This is a genomic window from Actinosynnema sp. NPDC023658, assembly GCF_040639995.1.
Classification (GTDB): domain Bacteria; phylum Actinomycetota; class Actinomycetes; order Mycobacteriales; family Pseudonocardiaceae; genus Actinosynnema.
In genome coordinates this window covers 1-4,872 of record NZ_JBFAAX010000433.1, presented here as the reverse complement: position 1 = coordinate 4,872, position 4,872 = coordinate 1, and the positions used below count along the sequence as shown (strand labels likewise).

Annotated in this window: 1 protein-coding gene; it reads left to right on the top strand. The window is 72.3% G+C overall.

All coding sequences use genetic code 11. The features are described from left to right. Positions 1-269: 269 nt before the first annotated feature. A partial coding sequence (locus tag AB0G02_RS28225; protein WP_360799558.1) for a hypothetical protein occupies positions 270-4,872 on the top strand: 4,603 nt, incomplete at its 3' end.

Here is a 4,872-nt window from a genome sequence, read left to right as displayed (position 1 = left end):
AGCGTGTGGTGTTGCGGGATGGGTTGGGGGGTGTGGTGGGTGCGGGCTTCTTGTCGGGTGGTGAGGCGCAGGTAGTGGTGGAGGCGTTCGCCGCGGGTGCGGGCGTTCCGGGTGTGTTCAGCGTGGTGGCGCATCGGGGTCCGCAGGGTGTGCGGTTGCCGTTGGGGTCGGGTGGGTTCGGGTATTTGGGTGATCGTGCTTTTGTGCGGTTGTTGGTGGGGATGCGGTTGTTCGCTCCGGATGTTCCGGTGCGGTTCTTGATGTGTGGTGTGGCGGATTCGGGTGCGTTGCGGGACGAGCTGCGGCGGTTGGGCCACGTGGGCGCGGTGGAGACGTTCGCGGGTCGGGTGCGGGTGTCGCGCTCGGGAGAGGTGCGGGTGCTGGAACCGGACGAACAGCCAGGCTCCCCGCAGGACTCGGTGGTGCTGGCCGATCCCGGACCTGCGCTGATGTTCCCGTTCGACCAGACCGGCCAGGACATCGCCATGTGGAAGTCCTTCCACGAGCGCACACCCGTCGAGGCCGGGAGTCCGCCGCCGATCCACGTCTACGCCCACGCCCACCTCCACAACGGCCGGTTGTTCGCGAACGAGCAGTGGCGGGGCGGTGCTTCGTTCGCCGCGGCGCTGGTCGACGCCGGTATCTCCCGGCACGGTCCCCGCACACCCCTGCACCTCAAGGTCGAGCTGTACGCCGAGAGCCGGCGGCACGTCAACGTGGCGCGGAAGGTCGCGCGGGTGCTGCGCGGTGACGGCCCCTACCGGGAGGTGCTCGTCAACACCGCCCCGGTGCAGGTCGATCCGCAGACCGGTCTGGTCGACGTGGCCGCCGCCCGGTTCGAGCGGGTGTCGGAGCTGCTGATCACCGACATCCACTGGCAGGAGCTGACCGACTCGGGCGGTCGCCCGCACGGCGCGGCGCTGCTGGGCGACGCTTCGCTCTACCGCGGTCTGAGGAAGGGCGCGCGGTTCGCCGACGACCACAACACGCGCTTGGCCGTAATGGCAGCGGACGTGACCAAGCCCTATGACCTTGTGCACTACAGCGCGCTGCCGTGGGCCTCGTCCATCGGAGCCGGCCGGGCCCGGCCGTTCGTGCTGCACCTGGAGAGCGAGGGGCAGCACTACCTGGTCCAGTCGAAGGAAGGTGCGATTCGCCGGCTCTCGGTCCGGGAGATGGCGCGGTTGTTGGCGTCGCCGGCGTTCCACCTGGCGTTGACCGACCCGCGGGTGCGCCGGCCGCTGGCATTGATCACTCGCACCGCCACGCCGAACAGCGCGCTCAACCGGGAGCTGCTCGACCTGCTGATGAAGGAGGTCGGCGTCCGGGCGTACTTCGAGTACTCCGGACCCGTGGGCTCCAGGCAGCAGGTGCGCGACGGCGAGGTCACCGGCGCGAAGGCCGAGCTGATCCTGCCCCGGAACGCCCGGTTCACGGCCGGACCGGCTTCGATGTGGCAGGGTGTGCGGGTCCGGCGGGACGGGGATGTGTTCGCGTTGGCCGGGGACGCGGACCTGGGACCGGACCTGCTCGGTGTCGCGCGGCGTGTCGCACGGGGTGAGTTCGGCGACCAGCCGTGGGGCGCGCAGCTCCCGCTGGTCGTGGCGGCGCACTCAGTGGAGGGGCACGCCGTCGTGCCCACGACCGACGGCGGGCACGTCGAACTCGAAGGGCAGGACGCCTTCCACGCCCTCTCCGCGAACGAGGATTTCCGTCAGTCGTCGGGGCCGGCGTCCGGTCGTCCGGTGGTGCTGGTGGGCGAGGACGCCGGCACTCGGGTGAACCCCGGTGGTTTCGGGTTCGACTTCGCCTCGGCGTTGCACAGGGCGAAGGACTTCCGCGATGTCTACGCCATGACCCGGGACGAGAACGGTGACCCGGTGTTCACGCCGGTCTCCGGTCTGCGGAGCGGGGACGTCGCGGTGGAGCCCCTGGAGAACGCCGCGGGCCAGGTGGTCGCCGTGGTGGTGCGGTCCACCGGTGACGAGGTCGAGGTCGAGCACGCACGGCGGTGGGCGCGCAAGGCCACCGCCGAGACGACCGGGTGGTTCTGGAACTCGACGACCCAGCGGTTCGAGTACTCGCCGTGGCCGGCCGGGGAACTGCCGCTGCTGATCCTGGTCACCCGGCGGGGGGAGCAGTACCTGGCGGCGCGATCGGACGGGGCGAACCCGGTGCTCTCCATGGACGGGTTGACCGCTGTCCTGCGCGACAGCCTCATGCTCAGGAATGGCGCGGGCGTCTCCCCGGACGTGGAGTTCGTCTTCGCCGCGCTGGGTGGTGAGTCGGTCGAGCCGGTCGGTTTCGGCAGGGGGATGCTGGCCGGTGGTTACTCGCGGCGGGTGCACTGGCCCGCCGGGCATCTGATGCTGCTCCGCAACGGGCGGATCGCCGTGGAGGGTGACGGTTTCCGGACGGCCGAACGGGTCGAGCCCGGCCCCGACGACATCGTGGCCTACCCGCTGCTCGAAGCCGGCACGGGGCGACCCAAGGGGGTGACCTACCCCGAGCAGGCGTCCGACCTGCTGATGATGCAGGACCTCGACCGGCGCGAGAGCACCTCCGGTTTCAAGCACTACATCAGGGAGGTCACCACCCAGGCCGCCGACGGCAGCGCGGAGCGCCGCAAGGAGAAGGCACCCATGAAGTGGGCGAAGCGCCCGGTGCGGCCGTGGTTCGTCGTCGTCCACGGTCTGCCGGGCAGCGTGGCAGTCCGGCTGCGCACCGGTTACCCCCTGGAACTCGGGGACCTGCTGGAGCTGTCGCCGCGGGCCGCGGGGCAGGTCTTCACCCGCAACCGGATCTACCGCTCGGTGCCCCACCCGGCCGGCGAGGAGAAGGTGGCCACCATCTGCTCGGGCAACCAGCCTCCCGCGACCGGTGGGGACCCGTTGGCGTGCTACCTGGTCGAGGCGTTCACGCAGGTGGACGGTTTCCCGGCGACGGTCTGGGCCGCCGACCAGGTGGTCTCCATGGACCGCTTCGACGGCAGGCGGTCCGTCCTGGCCGGCGGGTCCTACCGCAAGGTGGTGCTGCCCGGTGAGCAGGCCGCCGACTCCTCCGATGACGACTTTCCGGACACCGATCCCGAGGTCGACTCCCAAGCCGATTCGGACTCGGACACGTGGTCCGACTCCGACGGCGGCGTGGACGTCCCCTTCGGCAAGGGCGCTCCCGAGCAGGCCGGTGCCGCGACCGGTGCTCACAAGCCCGCCGTCGTGCCGACCGCCGTCCAGGACGTGCTCCCGGTCGGTGGCCCCACCGCCACCACCACGAGGATCGTCGCACTGCCCGCCGACGTGGCGACCGAGGCGCGGTGGCGCGAGCTGCACGCGGGCGTGCCGTCGTCGGCGGACGGCTCGCGGCCGATCCTCGTGTTCGCGCACGCGTCCGACGGCTCGTTCCGCGTCGACGGCGGTTGGGGGACCGGCGGGCAGCTCGCCGCCGAGGTCGACCGGGACCCCCGGTACCGGGCCGCGGACCCGACCACGCCGGTGCTGCTGGTGACCGACGGGGCCGAGCCGACCGAGGCCCACCTCCGCGCGGCGGAGGAGTTCGCGGAGGCGTTGCGCGGTGACGGCCCCTACCGCGAGGTCAGCGTCAACACGGCCCCGGTCGGCGTCGACCCCTTCACCGGCCGCACCGACCTGGAGGGCGCGCGGTTCACCCGCGTGTCGCTGGTGCGGGCCACCGACCTGCTATGGGACCCCCTGACCGACGCTCACGGCGACGAGATGGGCATGGCCGTCATCGCGGACGAGGTGACGCGCAGCGGGCTGCGGGACTCGGCGGCGATGGCCGACGACTACGCCCAGCGCCTGGTCGCCACCGCGACCTCCGGTGGTCGGCAGCTCTCCGCGGCGCCGTGGGCGGACGCCACCGAGGCGGCACGCGCCCGACCGTTCGTGCTCCGCGTGGAAGGCCAGGACGGCGACTACACCGTCCAGCTGCACGACGGGCGGGTGCTCGACCTGACCGTTCGCGACATGCGGCGGATGCTGTTGGCGCACTGGTTCTACCAGCGCCTCGCGGGCGGCCCGGCGCGCAGGCCGCTCGTGCTCCTCGCGCACAGCCCGGAGTTCGGCGGCACCCCCAACCAGGAGCTGCTCGCGGCCCTGCAGGCCACCGAGGGGGCCCGTCACTGCTTCGAGTACTCAGGCCCGGTGGTGGTCGAGCGCACGTCGGGGCTGATCACCCTCGCGGAGGGCGGCGCGTTCACCAGGGGACCCGAGTCGACCTCGGCCGACGTGGTGCTCACCAGGTTCGACGACGTCTTCCACTTCCCCGCGCGGGCCGCCACGGGGCTCGACCTGGCCCTGGTCGCGGACGCCGTGGTGCGCGGCACGTCGGCGGAACGGCCGTGGGGGGACCGCGACCCGCTGGTGGTGGTCGTCGCCTCCACCGAGAGGTACGCCGACGTCACCCCGGCGGTCGGCGAGGGGGTGCTCCAGTTCGACGGTGTGGACACCGGGGTCGTGGCGCTGGGGGACGACGGGTTCCGCGACCGGCTGCGCGCCGACCGGACCCGGCCGGTCGTGCTGGTCGGCGAGGACGCGGGCGCACGGGTGGACATCGGTGGTTTCGGGTTCGACTTCGCCTCGGCGCTGCACGCCTCGCACGACTTCCGCGACGTCTACGCCATGACCCGGGACGAGGACGGGACGCCGAGGTTCGCCCTGGTGTCCGACCTGCGGATGGGCGACCTGCTGCTGGAACCGCTGACCAGGGCCGACGGCGCGGTCGTCGCGGTCGTGGTCCGCTCCGAGGGGGACGAGGAGCGGGTCGGGCAACTGCGGCGGTGGGCGCGGAACTCCTCCCCGCAGAAGGTGGCCCGGGTCCGGCTCGCGGCCGGCGACGAGAGCGACGAGACGC